Below are 16805 nucleotides of genomic sequence, written 5' to 3'. Positions count from 1 at the left end.
CAGCTACTTTGTCTCCTGCACGATCCAAGCAAGAAAATCTGGATTCCCGCCCTGTATGGGCAAAGCGGCTATGCAAGGGACGTCATAGCTGTGAATTGCCTTTACTGCTTCAGTCAACTCGCCGACTAGGCTCGACTTGGTCTTGGCAATAAGTACGACCTCGTTAGCCGTCTCCACTTTGCCCTCCCACCAATACATAGTTTTCATACCATAAATAATATTGATACATGCAGCCAAGCGACGTTCAACCAAGACGGTTCCGATGCATTCAGCTTCCTTTTCAGTTTCACACGTCATATACACGAACATTTTCGTCATGATATCTCTCCTTGATAATCAATATGGAAATGATACATGCTTCCATGACCAACGCAACGACTATCCAGAATATTTGTGACTTGAGACTCTATCTGAGTGGTGCTAACCAAAGCCCGCACACTTTGGAGAGAATATGAAAAAGAAAGAACGCGCTATCGAAATCTACGATCGTTTGGCAAAACGATATCCCTTCCCGGAACCGGCCTTAACCTGGTCCACACCTTGGGAACTTTTGGTGGCAACCGCCCTGTCCGCGCAATGTACGGATGAAAGGGTCAATATGGTAACCCCGGTCTTTTTCGAGCGCTGGCCCTCTATTAAAGACGCGGCTGATGCCGACGTCACCCAAATTGAAGAAGTGGTTCGTTCCACCGGATTCTTCCGCAACAAGGCTAAAAATATTAAGGCAGCTGCAAACCGCATCATGGAAGTGTATGATGGTGAAGTGCCAAAATCCATGGCCGAATTGATTACTTTGGGCGGCGTAGCCCGTAAAACGGCAAGCATCGTTCTGGCCAACGCCTTCAACATAAATGAAGGCATTGCCGTAGACACTCATGTGAAACGCCTCGCTTTCCGTATGGGATTGACTTCCAAAACTGATCCCAATCAGGTGGAAAAGGACCTCATCCCCCTGTATCCCCAAGAGGCATGGGGAGACATCAATCATTATCTCGTTTTCTTTGGTCGGGAGGTCTGCCCTGCCCGCAAGCCAAAATGTGACGAGTGCGAATTAAACGACATCTGCCCGAAAAAGGGAGTTAAATAAATGAGTACCCCCGGTGAATTCAAAGTCCACTGTACTGACGGCCACGCGCGCCGTGCCACCCTTAGCACTGCCCATGGCGATATCCAGACCCCAATTTTCATGCCTGTAGGCACACAGGGAACAGTCAAGAGTCTGACGCCCTTGGACCTTGAGGAAATGGACGCACAGATCATCCTAGGCAACACCTACCACCTCTATCTACGTCCTGGAGACGATCTGGTTGCACGACGTGGCGGTCTACACAATTTTTCCAATTGGAAACGCCCTATTCTCACAGATTCCGGTGGCTTTCAGGTATTCAGCCTCAAGGAAATTCGTAAGCTCACCGAAGAAGGCGTTGAGTTCCGCTCTTACATTGACGGCTCCAAACATTTCTTTTCACCAGAAAAGGCTATCGACATCCAGAAGAACCTCGGTTCCGACATTATGATGGTGCTGGATGAATGCGTTGGTTACGGCGCAGACAAAGACTACACTAACAAATCGCTGGAGATGACTACCCGCTGGGCCAAACGTTGCCGTGAACACTACCCAAAGGGCAGCGGCGGCCAAATCATGTTTGGAATTGTCCAGGGAGGTTTCTACAAGGACCTGCGCGAGAAGAGCCTTGAGCAACTTCGCGAAATTGATTTCGAAGGCTTTGCCATTGGCGGTCTATCCGTTGGGGAATCTTCTGAGGAGATGTATGAAATTCTGCACCACATAACGCCCAAAATGCCGGAAGAAAAGCCTCGCTATCTCATGGGGGTTGGAACCCCACTCGATCTACTAGAAGGAGTTTCCGCCGGCGTAGACATGTTTGACTGCGTACTCCCCTCCCGCAACGCACGCAACGGCACTCTTTTTACCTCGCAGGGTAAGATCAATATAAAACGCGCCGAATACGCGGAGGACGACTCTCCACTTGATGCCAACTGCAACTGTTACACTTGCCGCAACTTCACCAAAGCGTACCTGCGACACTTATATCAAGCCAAAGAGTTGCTCTCGTACAGGCTGAACACCTATCACAACCTGTACTTCTATCTAGACCTTATGAAACAGGTTCGGGCAGCGATTGAGAAAGGCTCCTTTGCCGAACTCAAAGCCAAATATGAAGCGGCATACGCCCCCAAATAGAGTATGGGCAAGCTCATCCGATTGATACTTCAAATGGTCGGCGCGCTGACAATACTCGGCGCGCTTGCCACATTTATTCTTCTCGCTTTCGCTGGAAGTTGGATGAAAGTTAATGATAGCCCTATCAAGGCAGACTATATTCTACCACTTGCTGGCGACCAACACCGGATGCTCAAGGCCATCGAATTCTACAAACAAGGGTATGCCCCTATCATCCTAATCAGTAATGCCTTAAAGCGACCACCGAGTCCTTTACAGCAACTGCATTGGGAAATGGGGTATCCCAATTATTCCCGCGAAGAGTATTATAGTAGGCTTATCCCTTTGCTGGGAATAAATAATATTCAATTAGAGGAATTTGGGCATGGCCATATCAGCACAATGGAAGAGGCTGAGGCACTTAAAAAGCATCTGAAAGGCAAAAACAAACGCCTGCTTATTGTAACCTCCCCCTACCACGCACGGCGGGCCAAAATGATCTTTATGGAAATACTCCCCGATTGCGATATAGTTGTAGCATCGACCGAGATTGGATCTTTCAAAAAGAAATGGTGGACGGATCAGATTTCTGCGCAAACATTAGTCATGGAATTCGCCAAGACACTCCACTATCTATTGGGTGGTGTATTTCGCTCCACCGATGAAGCCACTTAAAAAGCATCCTCCTCTGGAATGATATCAAGCACATAAGCTGGGTATTTCTCAGCACATTCCAGCAACGTCATGTTGGCTTCACTCCCCATTGTGGCTTCACCAAGTTTTTCAAACAGCTTATCAAGAAAACCGAATTTTTCAGCAAACTCTTGAAATACCCGATTATCAGCATCCATATTCACAACCCGAATAATTTCAAGAATTCGCACCTTGTCTAAGGCTCTCGCAGGAGCATAAACCTCTTGCTCTTGATTTTCGGTAAGAACCGTGTATCCAGCCTTCTGAAGCAGTATAAAAAGGTCAGAGACCAGTGAAGTTGGGGCCATGAGGCCATCTGATATTTCTTCAACTGAAGGCAACTGCTGCCCCCTATGAAATCTCTTTGTCAAAACAATCATCATTAGCACTGCTATCTTTTGACGCTCAAATGGCGTTGCTTCTCCAAAGTACCTTTGTTTTACAAACGAATTAATATTCTGCCACGAGTAGCTTACCTCTGCACCAAGCAGCACAATCACCCAACTTATGTAAATCCACATAAGTAAGACGGGAAATTGAGCAAAACTTCCATAAATGGCATTGTACTTGGCTGCACCGATTTGCCAGTGGATATATCCCCACTGAGCAAGCTGCCACAGGATGCCGCCGACCATCCCTCCAATTAACGCTGAGCTAAATTTCACACGCACATAAGGAATGAAAGCATACATCATAGAAAAGGCGAAGATGATTAGCATGTAAGGAGTCATCTTGAGAAACATTGCTTCAAGATAACCAATAGCCTCAACACTCAGGACTTGAGCCACAATTTCTTGCTGCTGAAGGCTGACGTTAAAACTGGATGCTACAAACAATATAATCGGACCAAAAACGATAACAGGGAAAAAATCCGTGACTTTACGCCAAGTGGATCGTCCTTTCTGTACATGCCAAATGGTATTGAAAGCTTTTTCAATCGTACCAATAAGGGACAGCACTGTGAAAAGTAGAGTAGCAACTCCAACCCACCCCAAAGCCTGAACGTTAGTGCGGTCGATATACTCGATGATTTTATCAGCAACTTCAGGTCGACCTGTGGTCAATCGAAGCACCCACTCTCGCATCATTTCAGAATTTTGTAATCCAAACCCTTTGGAGATAGAAAAAGCAACGGCCAGAAATGGCACTATAGAGAGAATCGTAGTAAACGTTAGGGCTGCCGCACGAATGATGCACTGATCTTTAAAAAAGCCAAAACCGATTAGATAGCTCAAGCGACATGCACCACGCCAAATCTTGATATGAAGAGGTGTGCCTGGAGCATTCCGCTTCCAGATACTCTCTGAAAAGTGTTGCTTGAAATCCAACTTGGTCTTCACGATTTTGGCTGGTGTCATAATCACTCCATTTCAGAAAGTCATAGAATTAGCACTATTGAACTTACATCATTGCTTCGTATTCAGGCAAGATATTGGCTATTGAAAAAGGTCTCGAAGAAAATTGAAAGATTTCTCAGGGAGGCTCAAAATGTTTCGGACAGTCTTATCTAAAATCTCACCTGTTGGTATATGAACCTTCGGATCACTCAGTTTACCCTGCAACTGCAGGGTAACACTTGGAACGACGACAAAGTCATTTCTTATCGTCATATCTATGATATTATCAGGCAAACTAAAATAACCTTGCCCATAGGACTGTAATACTGGTGGAGCTTCTAAACGGAACTTATCGATTTTAAAGCTCCCCTTCTTTACAGTAAACTCGCCAACCGCTTTATGAAAACTGGTTCGTCGTTCCACTTCTTTGGGAGAAGGCAGCATTGTATCATTATGCCTAGAGACTTTGGATGCAGGTTTATCATATCCAGTAAATTTGAAGGAACCATTTCTAATTCTAGCCCACGCCTTACCATCAAGATTGGCAACAATTTCATCATCAGTCCTACCAAAACTGATCAAGTCGAAATCAATATCTCCCTCTCCACGAATATATTCTCGACTAAACATATCTTTTAGAAGACTACCAGATTGAAGATCCTCAACATGCAACACAAGATGAGTGGACAAATTATTCTTCCCAACTTTACCTGTCCAATCAGCGGTTAAAGCACCACCATGAACCTTTCCTGTTGCCTTGGAAATATGAATCCTGCCATCATCAGCCTCCACAACTGCAGATAAACCACGAGCACGAATTTTCGCCAACTTAAATTCTTCAAACCATGCCTTTCCATTAAGTCGCAACATGCGCAAAAAGGTTAGTGGCAAATCTACTGGTGGAGCTTTTGGAAGAACGTTTTCTTCTCGCCTGCCTTTGATGGATAGAGAACGTGACGGAGGAAGATAACGGTCGAGATCAAAAGAACCAGCAGCCAAAGAAAATGCCAGCATAGGATTCTTGAGTCCATGCCCAACGACGTTACCATTGAATGTCATACCATCCAGTTGCCCTTCAAGATTGGTAAGACGAAATTCTGTATCATTAACAATAAAATCAGCTTGCAAACTAGCCGAGGATAATGCCTTTGGATCCTTTGTTTTTATTGCAAATTTGGAAAGTAAAAAGATCATACGTCGCACATTAGCGTTGGGAATTTCCAAGCGACCTTTGCCTGTCACCGTACCATTACTCTTGCTAAACTGAGAATTTCCACGAATAGTCGTCTCAAGGGTGCGTACAGTTATTTCGCTAGCATCGAACCGATTCTCATCGGTATCAAAACGGATCAATCCACTCCCATTAAAACGACTATTCTGTGCAGAAAATAACGGTCCAGAAATATTAGTTTTCGCCAACAGGCCACGGCTCATCAGGTAATTGCGCTCTACCGATGTACTAATTGGGCCACTCAAGGAAGCCGAAAAATTCCTTACTCGCTTTGTCCCAAGACTCTTTACACTAACGTTTGTATCAAATTCAAAATGCTCAGTCCCATTTCCATTTCGAGGCATAAATTTAGTCACAAGATCTAATGAGGTATATGGATAAGCATACATGATACCATCGTGTATGTAGTCAATCTCTCCATTCCCCAACACTAATTCAACGTCACCACTAAGATGTCTAAGTACACCGATTGAGCGTTCTGAAGGGGGACAATCCATCCGCTCAACGCTTAGAGTCAGACCAACACTCCCCTCACCTCTCACAGTCAACGTTCCCGTGTCGACATTAGGAAAACCTTCTTGAGAAGACTTTGCCCTTAACGACATGTTTGCGGCAAATGTTGGTACTTTGCCGTTCTCATTTACCCCAACTCGAAACTCAGCATTTCCAGATAAATCCCTAACCCCATGAAAGCCAGCGACCACATCAGCCTTTATCGCATCACTCTCCGTATCAACCGTTAGTCTTACATTCGTCAGCTTTTGATCCAAAACAGTAAAGCTACTCGCTAAGACATTGCCATTCCCATTAAATTGTTCCCAAAAAGACAAGTAAAAATCACCCCAAACAAATGGAGTTCCAGTTCTAAACAATGGAAGATAACGATCAAGATCAACATCAGTAGCTCTCAAAGAGAATGAACTTTTCGGATGTTGAAAGTCCTCAATTTTAAAATGACCTTGAACAGAGATGTCATCCACTATGGCTTGTAATTGATTTAGTTCTATGCCGGTGTCATTCACCTTAAAAAAACTGGTAAAAGAGCTGCTCTGCAGCCCTTTGATCTCCGAAATAGGAATGTTTGGAAAGTACCTCAATAGGATGTCTGCAGGCACAAATGATCTAACTTTGATATGCCCTTGAGCTGATAAATTATCTTCCCAATCACCACTCTTGAGACTGGCTTCTGCACGCACACCAAGAAAACGCATACGGACATCATCCAAGAATATAGAACGTTTATCTCCATCCACAACAAGACTAGCTGTTATCTCACCAGGGTTAGCCCCCTCTGGTAGAAAATCTCCCCCAACAGACGCATAAATATTTGAATCTGTTAAAAGAATATGTCCATTCTGACTGAAATCCAACACTCCTTTCAAAATGAAATCAGACTTTACGGCACCATTTTGCCAAGAGAAGTTACTTTTGGCTGAAAAAGAAATATCATTCCCTGGCGCAATCTCTCCAGTTCTCAGTTCAATACCACTGAACGAATATGCATCACTATCATTTTCATCACGAAAAACAATTGAAGCACTAAGTACTTCGAAACCATCCAAAGAGATAATTCTAGCAGATTCACTCTTGTCACTATATTTCGAATAAGTAGCGATTTGATTATCAATTAGCTTCTGCCAATTTAATATTCCATCTCTGCCAAGAACAAGGTTAACTACCATGCCCTCAACAACAATCGTTCGTAACTCCAAACGTTCAGATAAAAGGGGCATCAAACGCGCGCTAACTTGAAGATTATTGAACTTCGCCAAAGGCAAAGAATCACCATCGCCACCTACAACTAAATCAATTATCTCAAGTGATATTGTTGGATACAGAGCAATATTAAACTCTCCTTCCAAGGTTACCTTTTCACCTGTCACCTGTTCCAGCATGCCGACGAATCGCTCTCGGAATTCGTCAGTATCAACATAATATGATGCCCAAAAGAGAAATATCGCCAGTACAACAATAACAATGGCACAGAACTCCAAAAATAAGACCAGAGAGCGTCTGACCATATCTACCTGCAACTTTCTCCGTCCTTCTGGGTGATATAAAATGCCGAACTATTCAAATCTAACCCAGAATCCTTCGCAACTCGTCTACACTTTACTTTAAATGCACAAAATATCTCAGGCCAGTTACCCTCAAGAGCCTCAAAGTTGCCTTGGCCTTTGCTGATAATTAAATCAGCATCTTTCATCCGATCTATGAACTCTGGCAAGCATCTGTTCAATACTGTGCCAGGAGTATCAACACCGCTTTCCACAACTCGGCATAATTTAGTCATGCCAACCATTTCAGCATCAGTATAAGTACAATCATTAATTACAGGCTTTGAACGCACAGCATAGGTGACGTCGCACTTTTTTTTCTGCAACTCTTCAACAAGCAACATATCAAGAACAATTTCCCCTGTATTATCACCCAGGATAAGAATATTCGCGCCAGGGAGAAGTTTGGCTTTAAACTCAGATAAGACATCATCAGGGAGTGATTCCGAAACATTCGCCAATTCAGCCTCCCAATCTACATCCAGATCAATGCCACGATCAATATAGTTACCGATTATTGCCAGTTCCAAACTCAAGGCAATGGGGTCGCCTTTTGGCTTAGCCCGCTCTGCCTCAACCAACTGCTTTAAACTGGGCAAGAGTTCCATAACACGAACATTGGCCGCCTGCTTATCATCATAGTAGAGATCACCACACTCCGTTTGCTCGCGAATCATTTCTGTTAAGTGTCGAGCAATAGCAGGTGGAGGAGAACTAAGGTCTAGTTCACCCAGCATACGCCCCCAAGTCACTAATATTTCGTAATGCTTAGCTTCATCGTCAGGACAGGCAAGCCGAGCTTCCCTGAGTGCCATCTTCATAAAACATGGCATGCATTCTAATGAGGTGTTCATTCTTGATCCTGTTGAAATACCATCGAATGGTTCGGAATAAAGTTCCAAATAGTTCAACAAGTAATCGCATAACACCCAGTCCATTGCAAGACAGGATGAGATGAGAAAGAATGTTCAAAAAGATGAGGACTAGGAGAAGAATTTTTCGGAAGAAAGACCAACCACAGCGATGCCGTGCTTATTCGCTAAGGAGATCGCTTGTTCACGATCAAAAAAGAGAGATTTTTCGGCTTCTACACCGAGACAAGTGGCGCCACCGTCGGCCATAGCTTTAATAGTGTCTAAACCGAGACTTGGAAGATCAACTTCTTCCTGTTGGCCAGGTTTGAAGACCTTAATGACTACACATCCCTCACCACCAAGTTTACACCCTCTCTGAATGGTAGCATCGGTACCTTCGAGAGCTTCAACAGCAGAAACGATACCTTCCCGTACGACTAAACACTGTCCGATATCCATTTCACCGAGGTTTTTAGCAATCTTCCATGCGAAAGCAAGATCCTCCCACTCTCGGTCGTCGGGCTCACGCTGAGTAAGAGTTCCTTCAGGAGTTAACAGATCTGGAAGGAATTCGTGCGCAGGGACTACTGGCATACCTTCCCGTTCAAATTCAGCAGCCAAGCTGCCGAGGATGGCTGAATCGCCTTTGTTTTTCTGCTTAAAAATAAGCTTAATGGCACGCATATCCAAATGACGAACATCCATAACTTTCGGCTTATTAATAGTCCCAGCCATGAGAATCTTATCCACATTATTGGATTTGAAAAAGGAAATGAGCTTGCCTAATTTGCCCAGCTTAAGTTCTTGCCAAACATCAGCGTACTCAATTACATCCATATTAGTATGCCCAGTGAAACCGGCCACCACCAACCTGCTCCCCATGGCTTTAACGCCTTGAGCAACAAGAATAGGAAACTGTCGGCCTCCTGCAATCAGGCCAATGGTGGTCGGACTCTTATCCATAGAATGATTTAGTCTGAATTACCGCTACGCTGCTTGTGATCAGGAGTCACACCATTCTTGCTCTCACGAACAAACTGGACCAAACGCTCCACTTCAGGAATTCCCTGAATTTCCTCTTCTACCCTCTTAAGACTTTCGTCCTTCTTAAGGCCGGATCGGAAAATAATCTTGTACGCTTTTTTTAGACCTTTACAAGCCGTAGAATCAAAACCATTTCGACGAAGGCCTATCAAATTCGGCCCAAAAAGCATACCCCGAACTCCATGAGCAAGCATAAATGGTGGAACATCAAGCTTGTACCCACTATGACCACCAAGAAAAGCATAATCGCCAATTCTGATAAATTGTTGCACTGCGGACATGCCACTAATAATGACGTTACGCCCAACTTCGACATGACCTGCTAATTGAACAGAATTTGCAAGAATGACGTTGTCACTAATATTGCAATCATGGGCTACGTGCGAATAAGCCATAAGCATACAACCAGAGCCTAGGACGGTCTGTCCTTCGCCTTGGACGGTCCCACGGTGGATAGTGACACATTCTCGAAGAATATTATTGTCACCTATGCGTGTATAAGTCTTCTCACCTTTGTACGCAGTGTGCTGAGGCTCACCACCAATTACAGCTTGTGGATGAATATGATTGTTGGCCCCCAACTCAGTGTAATCTTTGATCACAACATGAGACTCAAGAAAAGTACCATCTCCGACTCTGGCATCCTTGCCAACAACAACGTACGGACCGATTCGAACATCCACCCCAATCTCTGCGGAGGGATCAATAATGGCAGTAGAATGTATATCGGTAGCCATTACATATCCCCTTTATCAGCTATGGCAGCAGAAAACTCACCTTGGGCTGTAACTTGCCCATCTACTTCTGCTATACCCCGCATGCGCCAGATATTCATTTTATGCTTCTCATAAAAGACTTTAAGAACCAGCTTATCTCCTGGAACAACCGGACGTCGAAACTTTACTTTGTTCAAGCCTGTAAACAAAAAGACCTTGTCTTCAAGAGGCTCGTCGAAAGAGTTAATTACAAAAACTCCACCGGCTTGAGCCAAAGCCTCAAGTTGTAAAACTCCTGGCATAACCGGTAATCCGGGAAAGTGCCCCTGAAAAAAAGGCTCATTCATAGTCACGTTTTTATATGCCGTTAGGCTTTCACCTGGAACGATGTCTGTCACCCGGTCAACCAGCAAAAATGGGTATCGATGAGGCAACATATTCATGATCATTTTAATATCGAGGTAGGACTCGTTATTCATTGTCTCCACCATTTGCTGCGGCTTTTTTTACCACTTCAAGTTCTTTTTCAAGCTTTTTTACTCGTTTGAATAAATCTGGCAACTTAGGCATGCATACACCAGCCGCTTTGAGAAAGGTGCCAGCTGGCATTGCCGGACTCCCGGCTAATTTGCTGCCTGCTGGTGTTTTTCCAGAAATGCCACTCTGAGCGCCAATCATGGCGCCATCACCAATTACAGCGTTATCTGCTACGCCGACCTGACCTGCGAGCACAACTCCATTCCCAACTTTGGTACTGCCGCCTATACCAACCTGACCAATAACCAAGCAATGCTGGCCTATCTCAACATTATGGCCAATTTGCACAAGGTTATCAATTTTTGATCCCATTCCAATTCGCGTGGTATCGAGGGCCGCCCGATCAATGGCAGTGTTTGAACCAATCTCTACGTTATTCTCAACGACAACATTGCCAATCTGAGGAATCTTCATGTGGCCTCCTGGAGTCTGGGCATAACCATACCCATCACCACCTAAAACAGCCCCAGGCTGAAGAATAACATTATCCCCTACAACTAGCCCCCCCATAACCACAGAGTTGGGGTAGAGTAAACAATTGGATCCAACAACGGTCTTTTCGCCAATATAGCAACCAGCAAAAATCGTTGTACCAGCGCCAATCTTTGCCCCTTCACCAACAAAGGCAAACGGATAAATCGTTACGTCTTCAGCGAGCTCAGCATCTGCATGTACGAATGCGAGGTCACTAACACCGTGAAGACATCCTTGTGGTTCTGCAAAAAAATCTACGATCTTTGCTAAATCCATATAGACATTAGAACTAACAAGTGCAGTGTTGACCTTGTCGGCATACGGGCCGGAAGTGAGAACACATCCGGCCCGAGTCGTCTCTAATTGAGCTACGTATTTTGGGTTAACCAGGAAAGAGATTTCTTGTGGCCCGGCCTTATCAAGAGTGTTCACCCCGACAATTTCGAAATCCTCTCCCCTGTATTCCAACCCAAGCTTGTCGGCCAAAGCCGATAACTTGATTTGCATATGCTCTACTTGCCTGCTTTCTTGAGCTTATTCAGTTCGTCAACAACATTATTCGTAATATCAACAGCATCAGAAACAAACAATGTGACACCACGCATTTCAAGGATCATAGAATAACCATTAGCTTTACCATATTCATTGATGACCTTAATAATCTTTTCAAGAATAGGCTGTTGAAGCTTTTGAGTTTCAGCCTGAAGTTTCTGACGAAATGCTACTGCGCTATCCTGGTGATCACGAACTTTACGACGATACTCACGCTGCTTATCCTGCTTAGCTTCGAGCTTAAGAGCAAGGTCTTGGTTCTTCAACTCAGATTCCAATTTTTGAATTGCTGCAGCTTCCTTCTCAAGTTCCTTTTGCAAGGGCTCAAATTTTGCCTTCATCCTTGCTTCCATGGCTTTACCATAGTCACAATTAACCAAGACACCCTGCATACTCACAGCACCAATCTTAGATTCGGCAAAAGCTACAGTCTGCATGCAAAGCAGCAATACAACAGCTAAAAACAATACTTTTTTCATCTTATATCTCCTTAACATATTATACTTTTATACTAGAATTGTTGCCCCATCAGCAGTTCGAACTTATGACGTCCACTAGTTCCAACTTTATCCAGACCGTAACCGTACATAAAACCGATTGGTCCCATTGGCGAATACCAGTTCAACCCAGCACCAACACTCTTGTACAAACCGATCAAAGCAGGCTTATTTCCTTCTCGAACCTGCGAAGAAAACATCATTTCCTTTTCATTCCAAGCATTACCTGCATCAAAAAATGCCAAGGTGGAGATACCGTACTCTTTACTAAGCATACGTTTAAACTCTAAGTTTAAATAGAATGCCTTATTTCCACCCTCGGTTTTACCTTCACCATCCAAGGGAGATATTGCCTCATTCGAATAACCTCGTACTGAGCTGAGCCCCCCTAACTCAAAACGCTCATCAGCCGGGATATCGCTTCCTCCAAAGTTTTTATGCACAAAGCCAGCCCAAAACTTTGAATGGAAAACAACTTCTTCAAAGGCAGGAGTCCACCAATTATATTCACCCGTGTACTTTACGAAATCGTCAGTACCTCCGATTGGTCCACCAGCAAAGTTGATACTGAAAACTGTACGTGTGCCTGTACGTGCATTTTGATATGAATCACGCGTATCCCGAGCAATTGTACCTATAAGCTTACTCAAGAAATGAGCACCAGAATCATCTTTGATCGTTGTTGATGCGTCGTCATCGATGTCATCCAAAACATAATATTCTGCGTTATACCCCCACGACACAGCTGAGTACTCACCAATAGGATACGAAAAGTCAAACACCCCACCAGTGCTCTTTTTATCGTAAGTAGAAAACTCTTCACTACGATTATATATTTCAGCACCAAAACCAACATCAGTATCATTCACTCTTGGATTCTTAAACTGAAGAGCAAATGCTGTTTTCTTTCCGCTAAAAGCACCATTTAAGCTAAGTCCATACCCCTTACCAAATAAGTTACTTTCTGCAATATTAGCTGCAAAATACACGCTATCGTAAGTCGAATAACCGATACCGCCACTGATTTGGCCTGTAGGTTTATCTTTCACCTTAACTACCAAATCCATCTCTTCCGGGTTACCTGTTGGCACTGGAGAGACGTCAACCTTCTCAAAGTAACCCAGATTATTAAGGCGTTGAGTGGAGCGAGTAAGTTTCTTTCCATTAAACATATCACCGTCAGCAAGTCGCATTTCACGCATAATAACATTATCACGTGTAACAGTGTTACCTTCGACAAGTACTCGACGAATATGTACCCGTTGGTGCTTCGTTATGTCATAGACAACATCTACTATTTTCTCTTCCGGTTTATCTTTAATATTAACCTTAACATCGGCGTAAGCATAACCATAGTTATTATAGTGTGTTGTTAGCTTGTCTACGTCCTTCTTAAGCAAGGATCTATCAAAGTAATCGTTATCCGCATTAAGCTGATCGATGCTGATAACTTCAAGTAGCTTTTCATTCTCTTCGATCAGATCACCTTTGAAGAGAACGTTGCCCATTTTGTAACGTTCGCCTTCCCAAACTTGATAAACGACATCAATGCCTTCGTCTTTGATATCCACTTGAGGACGACCAACCTTGACATCAATGAAGCCTTTGCTCTGATAAAAGGCTTGTATAGCAGCAGCATCACGATCAAGAAGCTCTTCTTTAAGTACACCAGAATTAGATATCCAAGAGAACATGCCGCGCTCTTTAAGTGCCAAGACGTCCTTAATATCATCAGGGTCCATCTGTTTAGCACCATCAATTACCACATTCTGAATATAAAGTTTTGGCCCCTCATCAATCACGAAGGTTAAACGAGCTACACCTGCTCCAGCATCCTCTACTTCATGGGTAACTTTAGCCTTGTAGTATCCATCTCGACGGTACATTTCGCGAATAAGGCGAATGTCATCCGCCAATACTTTTGGGTTTACCACACCACCTTTTTTAGTAGAAATAGCTTCGATAATGTCTTCAGAGTCAATAGCATCAGAACCGCGCACACCTAATGCCTGAATGCGAGGCTTTTCTTTAACGGCAAAAATAACCTTTTTACCATCTGGTATGGTGTCAACCTTGACTTCTACGTCATCAAAATAGCCAAGATCATAAATATTTTTTAATGCCGTATTAACTGACTTAGCAGTTAGCATGTCACCCTTTTGAAGCGTTAGACGCATAAGGACGACATCCTTGTCCAAGACCTTTGTGCCTTCAACATCTACCTCTGCGATTATATCAAGACGAAGCAAATCCATCTTCATCCTATCTACAAGGTCATCTACAGCGGGCAAAAGGTTAATCAACCCCTCTTTAGTGACAGATATTTTCTTACCAGGTGCATTTCCGTAAGAATCGACCAAACGAGCATCTAAAGTTAGGTCATCACCAATCTGATTTAAGGAGCCATATACAGAGAAACTTGCTCCAGACAAAAGTCCCAGTTCTCGTGCATTTTTAGTTGAAATAGAGGATATCCCTTTTTCGTCGATCAATCTTCCGATCGCTTCTATATCGACGACTTCAAATCCAGCCTCCTTAAGACGATCAGACAACAGTTCAGGAAGACTCTCTTTGAGATAAGAAAGATCATCCCCAGCATTAACGGTAAACGGTAACACCGCAACCTTCACATCCTGGGTGACCTTATCTGCAGCTTGAACAGTAGCGCTGAGAAAAATAATCAATGAGACCAGAGAGATAGTCACAAAGCTGCGGAATTTACTAATGAGCATACAGTTCTCCTGAACGCAATTCAACGCGTCGATGCATCATTCCAGCCAAATCTGGATTATGCGTCACGACTACGAATGTCATACCCAATTCATTATTAAGAGAAACGAGAAGATCACCGATCATTGAACCAGTTTCCTCATCTAAATTTCCCGTCGGCTCATCGGCCAAAAGAACTTTTGGCCTCAGCAAAATAGCTCTGGCAATTGCGGCTCTTTGCCGCTCCCCACCGGACAAAGTCGTCACTTTATGCTCGAGTCTATGTGCAAGTCCGACCATATCAAGAGCCTCCTTTGCCAATTTGACACCTTCAGTACGCCCTATTCCGGCAATAAGAGCAGGCATTGCCACATTCTCAAGAGTTGAGAACTCAGGCAATAGATGATGAAATTGAAAGACAAAGCCAATTTCTTGATTTCTAAGTTCAGCTCGTTGCTTATTACCTAAGGAGTTCAAATTGACACCATTCAACAAAATGTCACCGGCTGACGCCGTATCTAGCGTGCCAAGCAAATGCAAAAGGGTCGTTTTGCCAGAACCTGACGCCCCAAGTACTGCAAGTGACTCCCCCTGCTCTATAGTCAGATCTACATTTCTCAGAACTTTGACAACCTCAGAGGGACCATCAAACTCCTTATCCACTGCAACCAATTGATATATCGGTTCTTTATTCATAACGCAAGGCATCGCTTGGACTTAAAGACGCAGCCCTTCGAGCAGGATAAATGGTTGCCAAAAAACATAACAAAAAGGCTGCAATACCAATGGTAACTAAATCAACAGCCTCTAGCCTAACTGGTAGATAGTCTACAGGATACACATTGCTAGGCAATTTAATAAACTGATACTTTTTCAATAAAAGACTAAGCGGAACACCTATTAAAAAGCCAAGAGAGGTACCAACTAAACCAATAAAAGTCCCTTGCAGCATAAAAATACGGCGAATACTAGCGGTGTCTGCACCAATAGACATAAGTACGGCAATGTCCTTGGTTTTCTGTATTACCAGCATAACAAGTGTTGTGACAATGGAGAAAGAGCCAACAAGAACAATCATCGCCAAGATGATGAACATCGCGGTCTTTTCTAGTTCCAATGCGGCGAAAAGATTAGCGTTCATCTCCTGCCAATGACGTACATATACAGTAAAAGAACCGATCTTCGTTTTCAACACTTTGGTTATTTTTTCAACATTATAGACATCATCAACCCTAATCTCCAATCCAGAAACGACATCTCCCTTAAATCCCAATAACTTTCTTGCTGCGGGAATAGTTACATAACCAAGAGAAGAATCGTACTCAAACATACCGGTACGAAAAACACCTGCGACTATAAACCGCTTTACTCTTGGAGTAAAACCAGCAGTCCCAGAACGTCCCGATGGTGACAACAGATTGACTTCGGAGCCTTGAGTCAGTCCTAGTCTCTTAGCCAACTCTGATCCAATTATTATCCCTGGAACCTGACTTCCCGCTTCAAGGTTAGCCACATCGCCGCTGATCATATCTTTGGACAGACTTAATACGGAATCTGAGGTATTAGGATCAATGCCACGAAGAACGACACCTTTAACGCCGGATCTGGTAGATAGCATAACCTCAGAATAGACAAAGGGCGTCACGCCTGTGACGCCCGGAACTCTAGCTGCTTCATCGGCCAGTTCTCTATATTCCTTAATTCCACCACGAAGAGAGGTGACCAAAATATGAGAATTGACACCAAGAATTTTCTCACGGAGATCATAAGAAAATCCATTCATCACCCCAATAACGACGATAAGTGCACCAACTCCAATCGCCACACCACAAATAGCAAAAAGCGAAATGATAGATATGAACGACTGCTTCCGCAGAGCGAACAAGTATCTCAGTGCTACGAACGATTCGAATCGCATG

Annotated in this window: 15 protein-coding genes; 3 read left to right on the top strand and 12 right to left on the bottom strand. The window is 43.8% G+C overall.

Annotation, left to right across the window (positions count from 1 at the left end):
• Positions 1-3: 3 nt before the first annotated feature.
• On the bottom strand, positions 4-318 hold the full coding sequence (gene cutA / locus HFN16_RS14810) for a divalent-cation tolerance protein CutA (protein ID WP_168891494.1): 315 nt from the start codon (positions 316-318) through the stop codon (positions 4-6).
• Between the two features lie 133 nt (positions 319-451).
• Here cutA and nth point away from each other — a divergent pair, with 133 nt between their 5' ends.
• From nth to HFN16_RS14795, 3 genes are read left to right on the top strand one after another with little or no spacing between them, the layout of a single operon-like run.
• The gene (gene nth, locus HFN16_RS14805) at positions 452-1087 is read left to right on the top strand and encodes an endonuclease III (protein ID WP_168891493.1); all 636 of its coding nucleotides are present in this window, start codon (positions 452-454) and stop codon (positions 1085-1087) included.
• Positions 1088-2206 (top strand): tRNA guanosine(34) transglycosylase Tgt, encoded by a 1119-nt coding sequence (gene tgt, locus HFN16_RS14800; protein WP_168891492.1) that lies wholly within the window; start codon positions 1088-1090, stop codon positions 2204-2206.
• Positions 2207-2209: 3 nt separating this feature from the next.
• On the top strand, positions 2210-2860 hold the full coding sequence (locus HFN16_RS14795) for a YdcF family protein (RefSeq protein WP_168891491.1): 651 nt from the start codon (positions 2210-2212) through the stop codon (positions 2858-2860).
• Here HFN16_RS14795 and HFN16_RS14790 read toward each other — a convergent pair.
• The 11 genes from HFN16_RS14790 to HFN16_RS14740 form a co-directional block, all read right to left on the bottom strand.
• Complete coding sequence (locus HFN16_RS14790; protein WP_168891490.1) at positions 2857-4236, bottom strand: YhjD/YihY/BrkB family envelope integrity protein; 1380 nt, start codon at positions 4234-4236, stop codon at positions 2857-2859. The two genes, HFN16_RS14795 and HFN16_RS14790, sit on opposite strands and share 4 nt — an antisense overlap.
• Before the next feature lie 78 nt (positions 4237-4314).
• Positions 4315-7467 (bottom strand): AsmA family protein, encoded by a 3153-nt coding sequence (locus HFN16_RS14785; protein WP_168891489.1) that lies wholly within the window; start codon positions 7465-7467, stop codon positions 4315-4317.
• Positions 7468-7469: 2 nt separating this feature from the next.
• Complete coding sequence (locus HFN16_RS14780) at positions 7470-8357, bottom strand: ARMT1-like domain-containing protein (protein ID WP_168891488.1); 888 nt, start codon at positions 8355-8357, stop codon at positions 7470-7472.
• Between the two features lie 129 nt (positions 8358-8486).
• Positions 8487-9320 (bottom strand): UDP-2,3-diacylglucosamine diphosphatase LpxI, encoded by an 834-nt coding sequence (gene lpxI / locus HFN16_RS14775; RefSeq protein ID WP_168891487.1) that lies wholly within the window; start codon positions 9318-9320, stop codon positions 8487-8489.
• An 8-nt stretch (positions 9321-9328) separates the two neighbouring features.
• Positions 9329-10138, bottom strand: a complete 810-nt coding sequence (gene lpxA / locus HFN16_RS14770) for an acyl-ACP--UDP-N-acetylglucosamine O-acyltransferase (protein WP_168891486.1) — start codon at positions 10136-10138, stop codon at positions 9329-9331.
• Complete coding sequence (gene fabZ, locus HFN16_RS14765) at positions 10138-10608, bottom strand: 3-hydroxyacyl-ACP dehydratase FabZ (RefSeq protein WP_168891485.1); 471 nt, start codon at positions 10606-10608, stop codon at positions 10138-10140. Before fabZ ends, lpxA begins: the two co-directional genes overlap by 1 nt.
• Complete coding sequence (gene lpxD, locus HFN16_RS14760) at positions 10589-11635, bottom strand: UDP-3-O-(3-hydroxymyristoyl)glucosamine N-acyltransferase (RefSeq protein WP_168891484.1); 1047 nt, start codon at positions 11633-11635, stop codon at positions 10589-10591. The genes fabZ and lpxD overlap by 20 nt, the downstream gene beginning before the upstream one ends.
• A 5-nt stretch (positions 11636-11640) precedes the next feature.
• On the bottom strand, positions 11641-12159 hold the full coding sequence (locus HFN16_RS14755; protein ID WP_168891483.1) for an OmpH family outer membrane protein: 519 nt from the start codon (positions 12157-12159) through the stop codon (positions 11641-11643).
• Between the two features lie 32 nt (positions 12160-12191).
• Positions 12192-14909, bottom strand: a complete 2718-nt coding sequence (bamA, locus tag HFN16_RS14750; protein WP_168891482.1) for an outer membrane protein assembly factor BamA — start codon at positions 14907-14909, stop codon at positions 12192-12194.
• Positions 14899-15582 carry an ABC transporter ATP-binding protein gene (locus HFN16_RS14745; protein ID WP_168891481.1) on the bottom strand — a complete coding sequence of 228 codons (684 nt, stop codon included), beginning with the start codon at positions 15580-15582 and terminating at the stop codon, positions 14899-14901. The genes bamA and HFN16_RS14745 overlap by 11 nt, the downstream gene beginning before the upstream one ends.
• On the bottom strand, positions 15575-16804 hold the full coding sequence (locus tag HFN16_RS14740) for a lipoprotein-releasing ABC transporter permease subunit (protein WP_168891480.1): 1230 nt from the start codon (positions 16802-16804) through the stop codon (positions 15575-15577). Before HFN16_RS14740 ends, HFN16_RS14745 begins: the two co-directional genes overlap by 8 nt.
• Position 16805 lies beyond the last annotated feature (1 nt).

It is taken from the genome of Pseudodesulfovibrio sp. zrk46 (assembly GCF_012516435.1).
GTDB lineage: Bacteria > Desulfobacterota > Desulfovibrionia > Desulfovibrionales > Desulfovibrionaceae > Pseudodesulfovibrio.
The sequence above is the reverse complement of the archived record's forward strand: the minus strand, read 5'-3'. Positions and strand labels throughout refer to the sequence as shown.

Bases quoted from the DNA above. Each gene is read 5' to 3' on its own strand.
- HFN16_RS14795 (WP_168891491.1), top strand. From the start codon at position 2,210: ATGGGCAAGCTCATCCGATTGATACTTCAAATGGTCGGCGCGCTGACA.
- HFN16_RS14755 (WP_168891483.1), bottom strand. From the start codon at position 12,159: ATGAAAAAAGTATTGTTTTTAGCTGTTGTATTGCTGCTTTGCATGCAG.
- bamA (WP_168891482.1), bottom strand. From the start codon at position 14,909: ATGCTCATTAGTAAATTCCGCAGCTTTGTGACTATCTCTCTGGTCTCA.
- cutA (WP_168891494.1), bottom strand. From the start codon at position 318: ATGACGAAAATGTTCGTGTATATGACGTGTGAAACTGAAAAGGAAGCT.
- lpxI (WP_168891487.1), bottom strand. From the start codon at position 9,320: ATGGATAAGAGTCCGACCACCATTGGCCTGATTGCAGGAGGCCGACAG.
- HFN16_RS14790 (WP_168891490.1), bottom strand. From the start codon at position 4,236: ATGACACCAGCCAAAATCGTGAAGACCAAGTTGGATTTCAAGCAACAC.
- fabZ (WP_168891485.1), bottom strand. From the start codon at position 10,608: ATGGTGGAGACAATGAATAACGAGTCCTACCTCGATATTAAAATGATC.
- HFN16_RS14785 (WP_168891489.1), bottom strand. From the start codon at position 7,467: ATGGTCAGACGCTCTCTGGTCTTATTTTTGGAGTTCTGTGCCATTGTT.
- HFN16_RS14740 (WP_168891480.1), bottom strand. From the start codon at position 16,804: ATGCGATTCGAATCGTTCGTAGCACTGAGATACTTGTTCGCTCTGCGG.
- tgt (WP_168891492.1), top strand. From the start codon at position 1,088: ATGAGTACCCCCGGTGAATTCAAAGTCCACTGTACTGACGGCCACGCG.
- lpxA (WP_168891486.1), bottom strand. From the start codon at position 10,138: ATGGCTACCGATATACATTCTACTGCCATTATTGATCCCTCCGCAGAG.
- HFN16_RS14780 (WP_168891488.1), bottom strand. From the start codon at position 8,357: ATGAACACCTCATTAGAATGCATGCCATGTTTTATGAAGATGGCACTC.
- lpxD (WP_168891484.1), bottom strand. From the start codon at position 11,635: ATGCAAATCAAGTTATCGGCTTTGGCCGACAAGCTTGGGTTGGAATAC.
- nth (WP_168891493.1), top strand. From the start codon at position 452: ATGAAAAAGAAAGAACGCGCTATCGAAATCTACGATCGTTTGGCAAAA.
- HFN16_RS14745 (WP_168891481.1), bottom strand. From the start codon at position 15,582: ATGAATAAAGAACCGATATATCAATTGGTTGCAGTGGATAAGGAGTTT.